Origin of the sequence: Caulobacter sp. HMWF025, assembly GCF_003060965.1 — a bacterium.
Classification (GTDB): domain Bacteria; phylum Pseudomonadota; class Alphaproteobacteria; order Caulobacterales; family Caulobacteraceae; genus Caulobacter.
Genome location: NZ_QAII01000087.1, coordinates 23,825 through 40,170, shown reverse-complemented (window position 1 = coordinate 40,170; position 16,346 = coordinate 23,825). Strand labels below are relative to the sequence as shown.

Genomic DNA, 16,346 nt, shown 5'->3' with positions numbered 1-16,346 from the left:
CCCCCCGCCGTGCCGCTGCCGCCCGCGCCGAGAGCCGCCGCCAGCAGGGGGTCGAGGCCCTGTCGCGCGGCTTCCTCGCCGTCGCCGCCGGTGACGGATCGGAAGCCCGCCGTCTGGCGCTCAAGGCCGGCGACCTGGCCCAGGACACCCCGGCCCTGGTTCGGGTGCTGGCCGCCCAGGCCGCCGAAACCGCTGGTGACCATGCCGCCGCCAAGGCCGCCTATACGGCCATGCTCGGCTTCCCCGAAATGCGCCTGGCGGGCCTGAGGGGGCTGATGCAGACGGCCCTGGCCGAGGGCGACCGGCTGGCTGCCGTGCGGCATGCCGAAACTGCTTATGGGCTGGCCAAGACGGCCCGCTGGGCCTGGCGCGCCCTGCTGGACTCGCGGCTCGAGGCCGGAGACTGGGCCGTGGCGCTTGAGCTGGCCCAGGGCGCCCTGGAGCGCAAGATCGTGCCGCCGGTGGTCGCCGAACGCACCCGGGCGGCCTTGCTGGCCGCCTCTGCCGCCAGTTTCGATATCCCCGAGGATCCCCGCCGGCGGAGCCAGGCCCTGGACCTGGCCACGCAGGCCGTGCGCCTTAAGCCCGACTTTGCCCCCGGCGTCGTGATGGCTGCCCGCCTGCTGGCCGCCGACGGCAAGGTGGCCAAGGCCGGCCAGTTGATCGAGGCCGCCTGGAAGACCACGCCGCATCCGGCCCTGTGGCTGGCCTATCGCGACCTGAAGACCAACGAGACCCCCAAGGCCCGGGCCGCGCGCCTGACCGCCCTGGCCGCCCTCAAGCCCGAGGCGCGCGAAAGCCGCATCCTGCGCGTCGAGAGCGGGCTGATCGGCGGCGACCCGGTCGCCGCCCGCGCTGCGGCCCGCCTGCTGGGCGACGAGGCCCCCACGGCGCGCTTTGCCGGCCTGATGTCCCGCGTGGCCCTGGCCAATGGCGAGCCCGACGAGGCCCGCGCCTGGGTGGCGCGCGGCACCGCAGCCCCGCAGGAACCCGACTGGTCCGATCTCGATCCCGAAGGCCGGGCCTTTGCCTATGCCCGCGAGGACTGGGCCCGGCTGGTGGTCAGCTACGCCGAGACCGGCGAGCTGATCCATCCGCGCCATGAGCGGCGCGAGCGCACCATGAACGACCTGCCCGAACTGCCGTCGGCCTATGCCGAATCGACGCCGTTCGTCCGCGCCGCCGAGGTGGGCGGGCCCCTGATGCCGATCCCGGACGACCCCGGCGTCTACGACCCCGCGCCCGTCAACGAGCCGCCAGGCGAGGGTCCGGCCCCCCGCCGCAATTCAGGTGCACGCAGACGCTTGGCAAGCGGCCCGCGCGCCGCTAAATAGGCCCCTCTTCGCGTTCGGGCCCCGCCCGACACGACGTGGGCCGCTTTAGCTCAGCTGGTAGAGCACATCATTCGTAATGATGGGGTCAGGTGTTCGAGTCACCTAAGCGGCACCATTTTCCTTTAAAATCATAGTGTTAAGCCTCGGATCGGGCGGGCACCCGCCATCTTGGGTGATGTAGGATCCACAACGCAGCCCTCAAACCCGCCGGCTACATGGCGCGCGATTCGGTGATCCGCGAGGACGCTGAAGGCCAGCTACTTCAATGATGAGCGGTCTGAGCGGGCTACGGGCGGATCAAAGAAAGCCGAAGCTTCACTTCAAGAGGCTATGAAAGCAGACAAGTCCATCGCTCGGCTGACGCCACCGTCTGCGACTCGATGGCGGCGACCAGCAGGTCGCTAGGCTGAGGTGTGGGCGTGGTCTGCGAAGGCGTCATGGGAAGGCCCTTTCGATCCAAGGCCAGGCTACACCCAATGCGATTATCGACAAAACCACGGCGCTAGCGGAGCCGATCGCGGAGCGCGCCACCACAAGGCGCCGTAGCGGGCGATTGGCGTAGCGGATCACAGGCACATCCTCACCGCAGATGCGTACGACGCCTTAAGCAAGCAAATGCAACTTCAAACGAAGCCATCACTTACGTTTCGATTTCAGATAGTTGAGTAATAACTGTCCAGCGACCAGAGCAGCTGTCGCAATCCACCCGCATATGATTATGTTGTGCTCGCCCTGGCTTATGTAAACAACTCCGCCGTGCGTGTCGTGCGGAAGTGGATACATCGATGTCGGATTATGAATAGCCCTAATCGTAAGATTTTTTTCAAATGAGACGAGAAGCCAAGCCATAGTCAACCCGACGATAGCCAGAACAACATTAATCGCTTTCAGCATTTTACATCACCCATAACAAAATCGCACCTTATCGAACAATCCAACAGTCATAAGTACGTTAATATGCCGCCTACACAGCCTACTTGTTCGTAATGATGGGGTCAGGTGTTCGAGTCACCTAAGCGGCACCACCACTTCCACTAGGACATCGACGAGCGCTGGGCTGAAAGGCCTGAAAGCTTGGGCGTGCGTGGGGCCCAGCTGGGTGTGCCGTTCAGAAGGCAGCGGCATCTGGCGCACAGGATCACCGGGGGGCTAGGCAAGGCCAACGCCTCGACTGAACATGACTCTTAGGCGACCTTGGGAACGGCCGCTTTCAGGCCGCCTGCGCTGCATCTTGCGCGTCATCGCTCGCCACCGTGGCATCGATCAACTGGCGGACAAGGCGGGGAAGGCGGAAAGGATCGAAGGGTTTGGTAATGACGCCGATGGCGCCGGTTTCCATTAGGCTTGCTTGTTGGCGCTCGAGCGCCAAGCCAGTAATGTAAATGATCGGCGGCGGATTATTGCTGGTCGCCTTTAGCTGGGCAATGAGATCTGCCGCACAGATGCCTGGCATTACCGCGTCGAGCAAAATGACATCATATTTTTCGTCGCGAATGAGGCGAATGGCTTCATTCGTATCGGATGTCACTCGAACAATAGACTCAAAATCTATCTCGAAACTGATGGAAACCAACTCAAGCAGTATTTTATCGTCATCGATATATAAAGCTCGCATAGGTCTAAGGCCTTGGCTTCAGATAACATTATTCCATAACAAGCGATTTCCCTTCAAGGCTATAGGTAATTTAACCTAATTCATTAGCCATAATGGGCGGCAAATTGTCGCAAAGCCGGCCCGCAGTGATCACCTCTTCAGGTGGCGCTCCGCCATTGTGATTAGCCGCATTCAGAGGCCGGGGCCTTTCTCGCGCAGGCCCAGGTGGCCTGCAGCCCGGTTCGATCCTGACGCCATAGGCGCAATGACGCAGTGACCGATGATGGCCTTGGCGTTAAGCATAAACACAGAGGACCTTACCAATGCTCAAACGCCTAGCGCGAGGCTGAAGTTGCCCAAGACGATCTTCGCCATCGACGATGATCCGCTGATGCTCGAGATCCTGACGCAGGTTCTTTCGCCCCCAGCCTATGAGCTGATTGGGGCCATGAGCGGCCAGGGCGGATTGGACAAGGTCTTTCGGACGCCGCCAGATCTCGTACTGCTCGATCTGGGGCTTCCGGACCTGCCCGGCATGACGGTTCTCGAGGCCCTTAAGCACCGGTCTGATTGGTCAAGGGTTCCGATCGTGATGCTAACAGCCGATAATGCAATCGAACCCATCGTCAGGGCCCGAGACCTGGGCGCCCGTGGCTATCTCTGCAAGCCCATCTCAGCTGTTGGATTTGCCGGCGTTGTCGCCGATTTGATGACAAGCTCGGATGTTGTCTGGCTTGATGACATCACGCGACTGAGGCGGGCGAGGGTATCTGATCGCGTCGGATTGTCCCATCCTCATCGCGGCTAATTGTCGTAGGCCAGTATTAACCTTAAGGCGCGACCTTGTGCGGAGGATTGGGCCGAAAAGGGAAGGTTGTGGCTTTGGACGAGACAGCGCGCCTGGAAGCCCTGCGGGCATTAGGCGTGATGGACACGGCGCCAGAAGCGCGGTTCGACCGGCTCACCGCGCTCGCGAGCGATCTATTCGATGCGCCGATCGCCCTGGTTTCCCTCGTCGACGATCACCGGCAATGGTTCAAGTCGCGCGTCGGCCTTGAGGCCTGCTCAACCGACCGCTCGTTGGCCTTCTGCGCCCATGCGCTTGAGATGGGGCCTAGTGCGGTCATGGTGGTTGAGGACGCTACCTTGGACCCGCGTTTCGCGGCCAATGCACTGGTGACCCAAGCGCCTGATATCCGGTTCTATATGGGCGCCACGCTCACGACCGCTGACGGCTTCAACCTCGGGACGCTCTGCGTTATCGACACCAAACCCCGTCCGACGCCGTCTGAACGCGATCAGCGACGTCTGCGCCAACTCGCACAGGTCGTCGTCGACGAACTCATGTTGGGACAAGTGGTGCGGCAAGTGGAGGAAAAACAAACGCTTCTGCGCATGGCCGAGACCATGTCCGGGGTGGGTCACTGGCACCTCGACATAACCAGCGGCAAGGTCGACTGGTCTGATGCGGTTTACGCTATCCACGGCGTTAGCCGTGACGCGTTTGATCCCAATCTGGGCGACGCCCTGCAATTCTATCATCCCGAAGATCGCGAAACCGTCGAGCATCACATCGCGGAGGCCATAGCGAGTAGAACCGGCTTTCGGTTTCAGCTGCGCCTTCAGCGTCCCGACGGTGAAATCCGTCATGTCATGTCAAAAGCCGTCTGCGAGCTTGGAGTGCTCGGCGAGCCTGTCGCCCTGTTTGGGCTCTTTCAGGACGTCAGCGAGCATCAAACTCGCCTCGATCGCGCGCGCATAAGCGAGGCCCGCTATCGCCTGCTCGCCGACAACGCCGGCGATGTGATCGTCCTCTATGACCGGCAAGGCGGGGGGCTTTATTCCTCGCCGGCCCTCGAAAGGCTACTTGGATACGCCTCAGGCGAAGCGAAAGGGATGAGCGCGGCCGAATTCCTTCACCCCGACGATCAGCAAACCGTCAGGGCAGCCTTTTCAGCCCTGGCTCAGGGTCAGGCCGAGGCGACGGTCCAGCATCGCTCACGACACAAGCTGGGTCACTATGTCTGGGTTGAGACAAACCTGCGCTCCATTCGAAATGGGACCGAAGAGCAGGCGTCAGTTCTGGGTGTGTCTCGTGACATCAGAGAGCGAAAGGCGCTCGAAGCCGAGACCCTTGTCGCCCGCGATCAGGCGCGCGAGCAGGCCCAAAGAGCGCTTCTGGCCGAGGACATCGCCGGGGTTGGCTACTGGCGGGTCGATTTGGCGACAAACCATCTTTTCCTGTCGCCTAAGATGTACGAGATTTACGGGACAGGGGTCGACCAAGCGCTGGTGGCGGATGATCTCCTCGCCCAACTCCATCCAGACGAAAAGGCCGGGGAACTGGCGCGGTTCGCTCGCCGGCTCAAGACCGGCGAGCCGGAACTCGACACCGTTTTCAGGATCATCCGTCGGGACGGGGTTGTTCGCCACCTGCGCGGCAGCTCGATCATTGAAATGGGCCCGGATGGGGCTCGCAGGGCGGTTCTGGGAACCGTTATCGACATCACTGACATCATCGAGGCCCGTGCCGCCGCTGAGGCGTCGGCGGCCGCCAAGACCGACTTCCTCGCCAATATGAGCCATGAGTTACGAACGCCTCTGACCTCGGTCCTGGGCTTTAGCCGCCTGATCAAGGAACAGCCCGAACTGTCGACCAACACGCGCCGCTTCGTGGATCGTGTGATGAATGCAGGCGCGGCGCTGCTCGCAACGGTCAACGATATCCTCGATTTTTCAAAGCTCGAGGCCGGGCAAATCGAGGTCAAGCGCCAGCCAGCCAGCCCTTTGGCGGTCCTGAGCCAAACCGTAGAACTCTTCGGCGTTCAGGCTGAAGAGAAGGGCCTGGCTATGCGGTTGGACGTTGCCGAGGGCTTACCCGACACCGTGATTCTGGATGCGGATCGCCTACGCCAGGTGCTGCTCAATCTGGTCGGAAATGCCGTGAAGTTCACTGAGGCCGGCGAAGTGCGGATTGAGGCAAACTATCACGACGAAGCCCTCTACGTCGCCGTCATCGATACGGGGGCAGGGATTGCGCCAGAGTTGCAGGCCAAGCTTTTCCAGCGCTTTTCGCAGGTCGACGCGTCGGCAACACGTTCGCATGGCGGCACGGGTTTGGGCCTGGCGATCTGCAAGGGCCTTGTTGCGGCTATGGGCGGTGAGATCGGCCTGACAAGCGAAGTCGGCCACGGCGCGCATTTTCACTTCTCGATTCCGGCGCCAAGAGCCGCAATGATCGTCCTGCCTGAAGATGCCGAAGCCGCCAGGGCGCTTCCGGTCGGCTGCAGAGTGCTGGTCGCCGACGACAACACCGCCAACCTTGATCTGGTCGGGGCAGTACTCCGAGAGCTGGGCGTCGAAGTCACGACGGCATGTGATGGACAATCCGCCCTGGATATAGCCTCAGGCGCACCCTTTGATGCGATCCTGTTGGATCTGCGAATGCCCGGGCTAGACGGTCCTGCGACGGCGAGCGAGATCCGCCATGGCGGCGGCGCCAATGCGGAAGTTCCCATTCTGGCCTTCTCCGCCGACGTTACCAGCCCCTTGGACACGGCTCTATTCGATGGCTTGATCTCCAAGCCTATCGACCCAGCCGCGCTCTTGCTTGCACTATCGGCTGTTTTTGAGCAGGAGGCTGAACTTGCGCCAGCCTGATCGCAGCCCGTCCAGGATCTTCGTGGCTGATGATGATCGCGCGATCCTCGACCTGATTACCACCCGGCTTGATCTTGCAGGTTATCATACGGTGCAGGCCCGGGACGGATGGGCGGCGCTCGAAGGCATCTACGCGTCGCGGCCGGCTGCCGTCGTATTGGATATCGGCATGCCGCGACTTGATGGCCTTGGCGTGCTGCGCCACCTGCGCAAAACGCCGAGCTTCGCCAGTTTGCCCGTTATGATGGTCACAGCGCGCAATACGCCGATGGAGGTGCGCAGAGCGATGGAGCTCGGCGCCAGAGATTTCCTGGCAAAGCCCTTCGAGGACGCTCAGCTCCTGTCGCGCGTTGCGCGCATGCTCAGGCGCCGTCCGCCGCCGGGGCAAAAGGATCCGGTCATCCTGTCGTGCTAGCCCTCGGCACCGAACGGTCGCGAGTCCAAACCGCACAGGGTCGCCATCCGCACCAGATGACCCAGCCTTGCCGCACCCATCTTCAACATGAGTGCCCTGCGGTGGGCTTCCACAGTCCGTGCGCTGATGCCCAGCCCGTCAGAAATCTGGCGTCCGGTGCGCCCCTGACCGATTTCCACAAGGATTTCCAACTCTCTTGCGGTCAGGGACTGCAGCCGCTGCCTGACCCTGTCTCTCTCGGCGGCCGTCGCGGGATCCTCCGGCGGGGGATCGTTGAGCGAGCGGACGGCATCGACCAAGCGAGCAAGGTCTTCGGTTTTTTCAAAGAAGTCGCGCGCGCCGGCCTTCATGGCGCTAACGGCCAGCGCCACGTTGGCATGCGCTGTGACAACCACTACCGTGATCTTCGGAGCCTGCGCACGAAGGGCCTCTGTCAAAGCCACGCCGTCCATGGGCGACATGCGTACGTCGGTTACGACGCAACCGACCGCATCGGCCGGCAGGCGCCTCAAAAGGTCACGCGCCGCGCCAAAGGTTTCCACGGAAAACTCCGCTGGCGGAAAATGGGCAGCGATCACGTCGCGCATCAGCGCGTCGTCATCGACAATATAGACCTGCCGCTGGCCTCCCGGGTTCGTCATCCGCTTACTCTATCAGGGTTTCGGGGCGCCGCACTGCGCCACGCCACATCTCTCCGTTTGGGGCTGCGGCCAGCAGGACGCGCCCATACAACCAGCTATTTGATGAGCCTATCGGTACAATTACCTAGCAACAACCGGCAATTGTGCGAGGCCATATATCGTCGTTCAAGTGAGGGCGGGTGGTGCCGTCCACGAGAACAATCTATGTCCACGATCCTCACCTTAGACGATGACATACTGTTCTGTGAATTTATTCACGATGTGTTGGTACAGGACGGTCACTCAGTAGTTATCGCCTATAACGGCGAAGAGGGTCTGGGTAGGCTCGCGCGCCAAACCTTTGACCTCGTGCTAACCGACATCGATATGCCGGTCATGGATGGCCTTGAATTTTTGCGGCGAGCCAGAGCCCTGCCTTGCGGGCTTGAGCTTCCCTTCATCTTGCTGACAGGCCGACGCCGCGAGCAGGTCATGTTTGCGGGAAGCGTCATAGAAGGGGTGCCGTTCCTGCAAAAGCCAGTAACACCCGGAACAATCTCTAGAGCGGTTCGCGCAACGCTCGATGATTTTGCCCGAGCGCGCGAAGGCCTCGGCGGCCAAAGAGGTGGAATCCTTCAGTGAACGTTCTCTATGTCGATGATGAAGGAGACCTGCGCGAGCTCGCACAGTTTTCGCTGGAATTGGACCCCGGGATGCGGGTGACGACTGCGGCTTCCGGTGCCGCAGCCCTGGAGCACCTGCGCGAAGCCGCCGTTGATGTCGTGCTGCTGGACGTGATGATGCCGAAGATGGATGGACCCGCCGTGCTTGCGACACTGCGCGCGGAAATCGGGGCCAGTCCGCCAGTCATCTTCGTGACAGCCCGGGCATTACCCAATGAGCGTCGACGATTGCTCGACCTGGGGGCGCTTGACGTCATTGCCAAGCCGTTCGATCCGACACTGCTGGCTCAGGACGTTCGCGCCGCGCTTGCGGGCCGCCATGGTCAATGATCCGCTTGCGCCCCTGCGGGCTCGTTTTACGCAAAGGTGCGTGGACGATATTGCTACGCTCCGCTCGCTTTTGAACCAGGACGAAGTCGTTCGCCGTGAGCCGCTGCGCCTGCTGGTCCACGGCCTCTCCGGCATAGCCGGCAGCTTCGGACACGCCTCGCTGAGCGCCCTGGCCGGCGATATGGACTATGCCCTCACCCAGGATCAGCTGGTGTCCGACGAGAAGCTCTCCGAACTTGTGACGGCACTGGAGCGGATCATCAGCGAGGCTTTGGGCTCAGAGGAACCATGATTGTTCGCCAAGCACTCTCGCGGTGTGTGCTCATAGCCACCGTTCCGCAGTCTTCAGTGTGAAGTTCTGAGGGATTTGCGTTGTTCGCCTGACCCTGCAGGGCCTGGCCAGGGTATCGCTGCGCCCGCCTGGACCGTGAGCTTCAGGAGCAGTGGAGGGCAAGGCAACAGGCCGACCGGCTGGCCCTGGAGCGACGCTTCCTGGCTGGCGTGGATTGCAAGTGGACGCCGCTGGAAGGGTCGAAGGCAATCTTCATGCGCAAGAACGGCCGGGCGTTTCGGCTGTCTCCGACGAAGGAAAAGCGCTGGGAGCTGCACCGAATTGAAGTGCCGACAGACGCGGGCGACCTCCTGGTCGTCTATGCGACACGGGGCGCGGCGAGCAAGGTCATCGACAAGATCGCCTATGAGCCGGACCTGCGCTGATCGCGTTTCATGGCGGCCCTATATGGGTATAGTGCAGGTCGCATTCTTTGTGTTTCCCACGTCAAAGCGCATAACTTAGGAACGGCCGATTCAGTCATTTTGGCCGGTCTGGGAAGTGGGTGGGTTCAATTACCTGACAGCTCCGAAAAGCACGATAAATCGATATGAATATTGAGCTTTTCGACTTTGCTTGACTAGATTTCGTAATGACGGGGTCAGGTGTTCGAGTCACCTAAGCGGCACCACCACCTTGTTCGCCACGCTTCGCCGATGTGTGTCTCCTAAGCTCCAGCTAGGCTTCGGGCCGCGCTTGACCGTTTGCGGCTGTGGGGCGTGGCAAGGGCGTGGGGTTGGCGAGGCTGGCTGAGCCGGTTTCTCTCTTCTCGCGATAGTAGCCTTCACCCCTGGCACAGGCCTTGATAGAGCTGGCCGTGGACGGGTGTCGTGGCGAGTCTGCCCCGACCGGGCGGGCGGCGACGGGGGCTTCCGATGGCGACGATCGATGGCGGTGAGGGCGACGATACCCTGACCGGTTCCGGCGCAGATGACTGGTTTCGCGGCGCCGGCGGCAAGGATGTCCTGTCGGGCGGGGCCGGGGCCGATACACTTGAGGGCGGCGACGGCGACGACAGCCTCGACGGCGGCCTTGGCTTTGACGTCCTGATCGGCGGGGCGGGCCGCGACACCCTGTCCGGTGGCGGCGGCGACGACTGGTACTGGGCCGACAGCCTGGATGTCATTGTCGAGGTCGCGGCGGGGAGCTTCGACGACACGATTTTCGTGAAAAGCAGCTATGTGCTGGCGGCCGGGGTCGCGGTTGAACGGGTCCAGGCCATGACCGGCGACCCGGGCGTGAACCTGACCGGCAACGAGTTCAGCCAGGTCCTCCAGGGCAATCAGCACGCCAACGTTCTGGACGGCAAGGGCGGCTCCGACACGATGATCGGTCTGGGCGGCAATGACTTCTATACCGTCGACAATTTCGGCGACTATGTCGTTGAGGGGCTCGACGAGGGCTATGACACCGTCAGGGTCAGCCTGCCGACCTATGTGATGCCGGTCAATGTCGAGGTCCTGACCTATACGGGTCTGTCGGCCTTCAAGGGCACGGGCAATGCCCTGTCCAATGTGATCACCGGCGGCGCGGGTGTTGACCTGCTGGACGGCGGAGCCGGGGCTGACCGGCTGATCGGGCTCGGTGGCAATGACACCTACATCGTCGACAATCTGGGCGACGTGATCATCGAGGGGCTCGACCAGGGTCTGGATACGGTCAAGACCGCGTTCTCGGCCTATCAGATCGGAGCCAATGTCGAGAACCTGACCTATACGGGATCGGGCCGTTTCCAGGGCTTCGGCAATGCCCTCGCCAATGTGATCACCGGCGGCACGGGCAATGACACCCTCGACGGCCGGGGCGGTGCCGACCGGATGGTCGGCGGGCTGGGCGATGACGTCTACTTTGTCGACAACGTCAACGACATCGTGGCTGAGGTCCCGGGCGAGGGGGCGGACCGCATGCTGACCACCCTGAACAGTGCCAAGGCGGCGTCCGCCGTGGAGACCCTGATCTTTATCGGCACCGGCAACTTCCAGGGCTTCGCCCATGCCCAGGGCTCGAAGGTGTTCGGGGCTGCCGGCAATGACACCCTGATCGGGTCTTCCGGCGCCGACCTGCTGGCCGGCATGGCCGGCAACGACACCCTGACCGGCAACGGTGGCAGTGACATCTTCTATTTCGACAGCGCGCTGGCCGGCCAGGGCGTGGACCGGATCACCGATTTCGTCTCGGGGGTCGACCAGATCCAGCTACGTGGCACCGGGTTCGGTGTCACCAGCCTCGCCGACCTCGGCTTTGTCGCGGGAGCGGCTCCGGTAGCGACCGATAGCCGGCCCAGCCTGCTCTACGATACCGCGACGGGAGGGCTGTGGTTCGACGCCACGGGCGGCGACAATGCCGACCAGGTGCAGATCGCCGTCCTGACCGGCCGTCCGGCCCTGACGCTCTCCGACCTGCTGGTAGCCTGACGCCTCAGGCCGCGCCGCTTTTCAGCAGGCCGTCGAAATAGGCGATGGTTCGGGCAAGGCCCTGCTCAAGGTCGATCGTCGGCTGCCAGCCGTCGAGGGTCTCGCGGGCGAGGCTGATGTCAGGCCGGCGCTGGCGCGGGTCGTCGGACGGCAGGGGCAGGTAGGTGATGGTCGAGCGCGAGCCGGTCTGGGCCACGACCATCTCGGCCAGGGCCCGGATGGTGAACTCGCCGGGATTGCCCAGATTGACCGGGCCGGTGACGTTGTCGCCGGTGTTCATCAGCCGGATGAAGCCCTCGACCATGTCGTCGACATAGCAGAACGAGCGGGTCTGCAGCCCCTCGCCATAAAGGGTGATCGGCTCGCCCTTCAGGGCCTGGACGACGAAGTTGGAGACCACCCGCCCGTCATTGGGGTGCATGCGCGGGCCATAGGTGTTGAAGATGCGCGCGACCTTGATGCGCAGGCCGTTCTGGCGGTGATAGTCGAAGAACAGGGTCTCGGCGCAGCGCTTGCCCTCGTCATAGCAGGAGCGGATCCCGATCGGATTCACATTGCCCCAGTAGGACTCGATCTGGGGGTGAATGGCCGGGTCGCCATAGACCTCGCTGGTCGAGGCCTGGAAGATCTTGGCACGCCGGCGCTTGGCCAGGCCCAGCATGTTGATCGCCCCGTGGACCGAGGTCTTGGTCGTCTGGACCGGGTCATGCTGGTAGTGGATCGGCGAAGCCGGGCAGGCGAGATTGTAGATCTCGTCGACCTCGACGAAGAGCGGGAACGTCACGTCGTGCCGCATCAGTTCGAAATTCGGGTTGCCCAGCAGATGGGCCACGTTGCGTCGGGCACCGGTATAGAAATTGTCGACGCACAGCACCTCGTGGCCGGCCTCCAGGAGGCGCTCGCACAGGTGCGAGCCGAGAAACCCGGCGCCGCCGGTGACCAGGATACGCGTCATGACCGTCCACTCCCGAAGGTTCGCTTCACCCTAGCGTGAGTCTGGCGCACGTCGACCCGAGCGGTCGGCCGGGCCCGGATCAACGACACCTGGCCGCTGGTTTGGGGGCCGCTCCGGCACCTGTCCCTGGTGCCGACCGGGGTGCCGTCAGTCCCGCCCAGGCTTCGAAACCCGGCCTTTGAGAGGGCGAAAGCCGAAATCTCGACCCTGCGACAAAATGCCCGGCGCCGGGTTTGTCGTGATCCTGAGCGCGTCTAGAGCGCCGGTAGGGCCGGGCGATGTCTGGCCATACCACAGTGATGCACTGGCGCTGATCTTTCCGGCTCTGTAATCCGGCCTCGCTAACTCTAAGCACAATTTTCCATATAGATCGATCTAGAGACGCAAAGCGCATCTGTCCGCGTGAAAATCTGAAGGTATGTCGAGGTATTACCAGTGCTTAATCTTGTATTTACTTGGGCAAAAACATGGAAAACGCGGTTTTGCCGAATACGGTTACTCTATGTTTACCGCCGAAACGCGAAGTTGATGTCAGAAAGCCCGAAACGACCACGGGCTGGGGATCAACAGAATGTCGAACAAGTTCAAGCCTGGCGTGCTTGTCCTGAGCGCCCTGACGCTCGCAGCCACGCCTCTCGCCGCCCACGCCGATGCCGCCAAGGACCTCCAGGTCGCCGGCCGTGCGCTCACCTTCCTCGAAAATGGCCCGACCGGAAAAGCCACGCTGGGCGTGGTTTTCGATCCGTCCAAGCCCGCCTCGGTCGCCGAGAAGAACGCCTTGATGGCCGCCATCGGCGGCGGCATGAGCGCCGGGGCGCTGACGGTGGTCGGCAAGCCGGTTGAAGCCGGTGACGTCGCCAGCGTCTCGGGCGTGACCGCCCTCTACATCACCACCGGCGTCAATGCCGGTCCGGTCGGCGCTGCGGCTAAGGCCAAGAAGCTGATAACCATCGGCTCCGATGTCGGCTGTGCCACGAGCGGGGCCTGCGTCATGAGCGTCTCGGCCGATCCGAAGGTGGAGATCGTCGTCAGCCGCTCGGCTGCCGCAGCCGTCGGCGCGGTCTTCAAGGCCGCCTTCCGCATGATGATCCGCGAAGTCTGATCACAGCCATCGAAAGAGACACACCCATGAAAACGACTCTCTTCGCCGGCGCTTCGGTCGGCCTCTGCATCCTGGCCTCGGCCACCGCCGCCTCCGCCCAGTCGATCGACTACGGCGCGATGGAACAGCTGTTCAACGAACCGGTCACCACCTCGGCCACGGGCTCTCCGCAGCGCTCGACCGAAGTCCCGGTCGACATGCAGATCATCTCGGCCGCCGAGATCAAGCGCTCGGGGGCCAGCGACCTGCCGGCCATTCTGAGCCGCGTCGCCGGCCTCGACGTGCTGAACTGGGGTGCTGCCGGCGCCGACGTCAGCGTCCGCGGCTACAACCAGGCGATGTCGCCGCGCCTGCTGGTGCTGATCAACGGCCGCCAGGTCTATCTGGACCACTATGGCTACACCGCCTGGGCGACCCTGCCGGTGCAGCTGGACGAGATCCGCCAGATCGAGGTGGTCAAGGGCCCCAACAGCGCCCTGTTCGGCTTCAACGCCGTCGGCGGCGTGGTCAACATCATCACCTTCAACCCGAAATATGACTCCACCAACGTCGTCACCGCCCGGGTCGGCACCGAAGGCCAGCGCGAAGTCTCTCTGGTCCATACCGCCAAGCTCGGCGACAACCTCGCTGCCCGCCTGTCGTTCGGGGCCCGCGAGGAGAACGAGTGGGAAAACACCGTCAAGGCTCCGGCCTTCGGCGTCCAGGATCCGTCGCGCATCAATCTGAGTGTTGACGCCATTGCCAGCCTGACGCCCAAGACCGAGCTGCGCTTTGAGGCCACCACCTCAAATGTCGGCCTTTCCAGCATGACCTCGGTCTATAACTATTCGGCCACCAAGTACCTGACCTCCTCGACCAAGGTCTCGCTGGCCTCCGAGAGCAAGATCGGTTCGCTGGAGTTCTCGGCCTATCAGAACAGCCTGACCGGCAAGTACCGCCTGACAGGTGGCCTCCCGGCCGTGTTCGACAACAAGATCACGGTGCTCAGCGCCCAGGACCTGTTCAAGATCGGGGCCCGCCACACCTTCCGGGTGGGCTTCGAGCACCGCCACAACACCATCGACACGGCGCCCCTGCGCGGCGGCACGGTCAGCTATGACGTCAATGCCTTCTCGGGCATGTGGAACTGGGCGGTCACCGACCAGTTCAGCGTCACGGCGGCGGCGCGCGCGGACAAGATGTCAATGGAGCGGACGGGCAGCTTCCCGGTCGGCTTCCCCATGGCCAACAACGCCCTGTGGGATCGCGAGATCAGCGAGACCAGCTACAATCTTGGCGCGGTCTGGCGGGCCACCCCGGCCGATACCGTTCGGGCCACCGCTGCCCGCGGTGTTCAGGTCCCGACCCTGATCGACCTGGGCGGTCTGCAGCTCTATTTCCCGGTCGGCCCCTTCACGGTCGCCGTCATGGGCTATCCGAAGCTGCAGCCGACCGTCGTTACCAACTATGAACTGACCTATGACCGCAGCCTGCCGGCCATCAATGGCCGGGCCGGCGTCAAGCTCTTCACCCAGAAGACCGAGGACGTGAAGGGCCAGCTCAGCTCCTCGCAGCTGGATGTTGCCCCCACCGCCACCACCTATCCGGCGCTCAGCTACCGCAATGTCGGGGACTCCAAGATGTCCGGCGTCGAGGTTTCGGCCACCGGCAAATATGCCACCGGCCTGCACTGGAGCGGTGACTACACCTGGACCGACGTCTCTGACGATCCGGCTCCCGGCTACAACCCGGCGATCCGCCTGACCGACTTTGCCCACAGCACCCCCAAGGGCCGTGGCAACCTGATCGTCGGCTGGGAAAAGGGTCCGTGGACCGTTGACGGCCATCTTCGCTATGTCAGCGACTTCACCAGCTGGACCAGCACCACCCAGTCGAAGGTCAAGGGCTTTGCCACCCTGTCGGGTCGTGTGGCTCACAACTTCGACGGTGGCTTCACCGTCGCCCTGAGCGGCCAGAACCTGCTGAAGGACGCCCAGCGTCAGACCACCGGCCTCTATGCCGAGCGCCGCGTGCAACTGACCCTCTCCAAGAGCTGGTAAGTCCAGTCCTTCGGGAAACGACCTGGGCCCCGCCGCAAGGCGGGGCCCTTTTCGTTTGGGGCTGCGGACCTCGGGACCTTAGTCCCAATCCTTGATCTTCTTCTTTCGGCCCAGCGCGATCAGACCGGGATAGGGGCCCTTGCCGGTGCGGTAGAGGCACCAGTCGTCGTCCTTTTTGCAGGCCCCGTCGAAGGCGGCCTTCTTGTCGGGATCGATCACCGCATAGAGGGCCGGGCCGTTCTTGTGCCTGTCGCCCAGGGTCTCGTCGCAGCCGGCGCGCTCGGCCCGGGTCAGGGCCAGAAGGTCGGCATTGCGGCAGCCGATGCCGCTGCGGGCCGCCTCTCTCAGGGCTTCGCCACCCCCGGTTAGGCTGCGGGCCCTGAAGCCGGGCGGCGCCACGGCCTCGGCCGGGGTCGCCGGAACGGTCGGCAGGACGGGCGTGGCCGGAGGAAGGGTCTCGGTTCTCGCCGTCGGTGTCGCGGCGGCGGGCCGGGGCAGGTCTGGCGAGGGCCGGGGCCGGACCGGCTGGGCCCGCAACGGTACAGGGGCTGCCGGATCAATCAGCTCGACACTGAAGGCCGGGGGCTCGACCCTCTGGGGCATGATGTCGGCTCCGGCGACCAGGGCCGCCAGGGCCAGCAGGTGCGCGCCCAGCGAGGCCAGCAGGATCCACGGGCTCCGGGTCGGACGCCGCCGCCGTACGGGGGCCGGCCCTTCAGCTGTCAGGGCGAGCGCCGCCGTCATCCGTTTGCCGTCTCACCCGTTGTGTCCGGCCTCCGCCTTAGGGACGCGGTGGGGCCGAAGCATGACGGGAACATGGCTGCGCTGAAATGAACGGGCCGGGCCCTGCGGTTCGGCCATGAAAAAGG

15 protein-coding genes and 1 tRNA gene are annotated in these 16,346 nt (G+C 63.4%); 12 read left to right on the top strand and 4 right to left on the bottom strand.

Annotated elements, in window-relative coordinates; translation table 11 throughout:
• On the top strand, nucleotides 1-1,334 hold a 1,334-nt coding region (locus DBR10_RS10255), incomplete at its 5' end, for a heme biosynthesis HemY N-terminal domain-containing protein (protein ID WP_108556317.1).
• Nucleotides 1,335-1,373: 39 nt separating this feature from the next.
• Nucleotides 1,374-1,449: transfer RNA gene (locus DBR10_RS10250), tRNA-Thr, on the top strand.
• A gap of 1,095 nt (nucleotides 1,450-2,544) precedes the next feature.
• Here the strand turns inward: DBR10_RS10250 and DBR10_RS10245 are convergent.
• Nucleotides 2,545-2,949 (bottom strand): response regulator, encoded by a 405-nt coding sequence (locus tag DBR10_RS10245; RefSeq protein WP_108489786.1) that lies wholly within the window; start codon nucleotides 2,947-2,949, stop codon nucleotides 2,545-2,547.
• Between the two features lie 331 nt (nucleotides 2,950-3,280).
• Between DBR10_RS10245 and DBR10_RS10240 the strand changes: the two genes are divergently transcribed.
• The 3 genes from DBR10_RS10240 to DBR10_RS10230 all read left to right on the top strand — a co-directional run bounded on the left by DBR10_RS10240 (nucleotide 3,281) and on the right by DBR10_RS10230 (nucleotide 7,003).
• The gene (locus DBR10_RS10240) at nucleotides 3,281-3,736 is read left to right on the top strand and encodes a response regulator (RefSeq protein ID WP_158273157.1); all 456 of its coding nucleotides are present in this window, start codon (nucleotides 3,281-3,283) and stop codon (nucleotides 3,734-3,736) included.
• A gap of 68 nt (nucleotides 3,737-3,804) precedes the next feature.
• Nucleotides 3,805-6,588, top strand: coding sequence for a PAS domain S-box protein (locus tag DBR10_RS10235; RefSeq protein WP_233243362.1), 2,784 nt, complete (start codon nucleotides 3,805-3,807; stop codon nucleotides 6,586-6,588).
• On the top strand, nucleotides 6,575-7,003 hold the full coding sequence (locus DBR10_RS10230) for a response regulator transcription factor (RefSeq protein ID WP_108490465.1): 429 nt from the start codon (nucleotides 6,575-6,577) through the stop codon (nucleotides 7,001-7,003). Before DBR10_RS10235 ends, DBR10_RS10230 begins: the two co-directional genes overlap by 14 nt.
• Here DBR10_RS10230 and DBR10_RS10225 read toward each other — a convergent pair.
• Complete coding sequence (locus DBR10_RS10225) at nucleotides 7,000-7,644, bottom strand: response regulator transcription factor (RefSeq protein ID WP_108490464.1); 645 nt, start codon at nucleotides 7,642-7,644, stop codon at nucleotides 7,000-7,002. The two genes, DBR10_RS10230 and DBR10_RS10225, sit on opposite strands and share 4 nt — an antisense overlap.
• A gap of 204 nt (nucleotides 7,645-7,848) precedes the next feature.
• Between DBR10_RS10225 and DBR10_RS19085 the strand changes: the two genes are divergently transcribed.
• The 5 genes from DBR10_RS19085 to DBR10_RS10205 all read left to right on the top strand — a co-directional run bounded on the left by DBR10_RS19085 (nucleotide 7,849) and on the right by DBR10_RS10205 (nucleotide 11,381).
• Nucleotides 7,849-8,265 (top strand): response regulator, encoded by a 417-nt coding sequence (locus DBR10_RS19085; protein ID WP_158272223.1) that lies wholly within the window; start codon nucleotides 7,849-7,851, stop codon nucleotides 8,263-8,265.
• A complete protein-coding gene (locus DBR10_RS10215; protein WP_108505461.1) occupies nucleotides 8,262-8,636 on the top strand; it encodes a response regulator in 375 nt (124 codons plus the stop codon). Before DBR10_RS19085 ends, DBR10_RS10215 begins: the two co-directional genes overlap by 4 nt.
• Entirely contained in the window at nucleotides 8,521-8,928 is a 408-nt protein-coding gene (locus DBR10_RS19080) for an Hpt domain-containing protein (protein WP_108505462.1), read from the top strand. The genes DBR10_RS10215 and DBR10_RS19080 overlap by 116 nt, the downstream gene beginning before the upstream one ends.
• Nucleotides 8,929-9,182: 254 nt before the next feature.
• Nucleotides 9,183-9,353 (top strand): hypothetical protein, encoded by a 171-nt coding sequence (locus DBR10_RS19075; RefSeq protein WP_158273156.1) that lies wholly within the window; start codon nucleotides 9,183-9,185, stop codon nucleotides 9,351-9,353.
• Between the two features lie 489 nt (nucleotides 9,354-9,842).
• Nucleotides 9,843-11,381, top strand: a complete 1,539-nt coding sequence (locus DBR10_RS10205) for a calcium-binding protein (protein WP_108556310.1) — start codon at nucleotides 9,843-9,845, stop codon at nucleotides 11,379-11,381.
• Between the two features lie 4 nt (nucleotides 11,382-11,385).
• Here the strand turns inward: DBR10_RS10205 and DBR10_RS10200 are convergent, their stop codons facing one another.
• Nucleotides 11,386-12,336, bottom strand: a complete 951-nt coding sequence (locus DBR10_RS10200) for a UDP-glucuronic acid decarboxylase family protein (protein WP_108505164.1) — start codon at nucleotides 12,334-12,336, stop codon at nucleotides 11,386-11,388.
• Nucleotides 12,337-12,907: 571 nt separating this feature from the next.
• On the opposite strand from DBR10_RS10200, the gene DBR10_RS10195 reads away from it, so the two are divergent.
• Both DBR10_RS10195 and DBR10_RS10190 read left to right on the top strand, forming a co-directional pair.
• Nucleotides 12,908-13,438: a hypothetical protein gene (locus tag DBR10_RS10195; RefSeq protein ID WP_108505163.1), complete on the top strand. Its 531-nt coding sequence runs from the start codon at nucleotides 12,908-12,910 to the stop codon at nucleotides 13,436-13,438.
• Nucleotides 13,439-13,464: 26 nt separating this feature from the next.
• Nucleotides 13,465-15,477, top strand: a complete 2,013-nt coding sequence (locus tag DBR10_RS10190; protein ID WP_108505162.1) for a TonB-dependent receptor plug domain-containing protein — start codon at nucleotides 13,465-13,467, stop codon at nucleotides 15,475-15,477.
• A 78-nt stretch (nucleotides 15,478-15,555) separates the two neighbouring features.
• Here the strand turns inward: DBR10_RS10190 and DBR10_RS10185 are convergent, their stop codons facing one another.
• Nucleotides 15,556-16,221 carry a hypothetical protein gene (locus DBR10_RS10185; RefSeq protein ID WP_108556309.1) on the bottom strand — a complete coding sequence of 222 codons (666 nt, stop codon included), beginning with the start codon at nucleotides 16,219-16,221 and terminating at the stop codon, nucleotides 15,556-15,558.
• Nucleotides 16,222-16,346: the final 125 nt, after the last annotated feature.